This is a genomic window from Campylobacter australis (assembly GCF_050586305.1).
GTDB lineage: Bacteria > Campylobacterota > Campylobacteria > Campylobacterales > Campylobacteraceae > Campylobacter_A.
This window is the reverse complement of record NZ_JAXUAA010000025.1, coordinates 1-661: the sequence shown is the minus strand read 5'-3', so window position 1 is coordinate 661 and position 661 is coordinate 1. Positions and strand designations below refer to the sequence as shown.

Annotated in this window: 1 protein-coding gene; it reads right to left on the bottom strand. The window is 33.0% G+C overall.

All coding sequences use genetic code 11. The features are described from left to right. A partial coding sequence (locus U5B17_RS09660; protein ID WP_430805140.1) for a hypothetical protein occupies positions 1–661 on the bottom strand: 661 nt, incomplete at both ends.

The window sequence follows — 661 nt, the reverse complement described above, 5'->3', positions numbered from 1 at the left end:
CCCGGCATAAACCAGGTTTTAGGATTTAATATATTTTCAGGGTGAGATACATAATCACCTTCATGCTGTTTAATGTTATTTTTATCTTTAATATCAAATATCTTTTTCACAGTGCTTTCTCTCATCGGTGCCCCGTAACTAAAATATGTATGAGCATCATTTGCTCCGTGTTTGGCTATTTCGTGAAACTGAGAGTGCATAAATATATTTCTTTTTAAAGGATCTCCAAATTCATCTTTTTCATTTTGTTTTTTCTCTATCTGTTTGGCTATGCCACTTTTACCACCTAGTTTATCTACTAAAAACTCTATTCCATCTGCTAAAAATCCCCTGGTTGGGTTATACCAAATTTGTTTGGCACTATCACCTATGATATTTTGAGCTCCTTTTATAGCATCTTCGGCAGTATTTAATATACCATTTCCATAAACATTTTTAGCATTTATATCTCCAAGTACCGCAAATTTACTATCTTCATATCCAAAGTATCCCGGTATATTTCCTAGCAATCCACCATGATTTGCATTTGTAGGTATTATACCAAGACTTAAACCGCCTATTGTATTTAAAGCATATCCAAATACTGCTTCGATTTTATTATCACTATTTTCATCTGGTAGAGTCTGTGCTATGGTAGCCATATTTTTATCCATATCTTTAA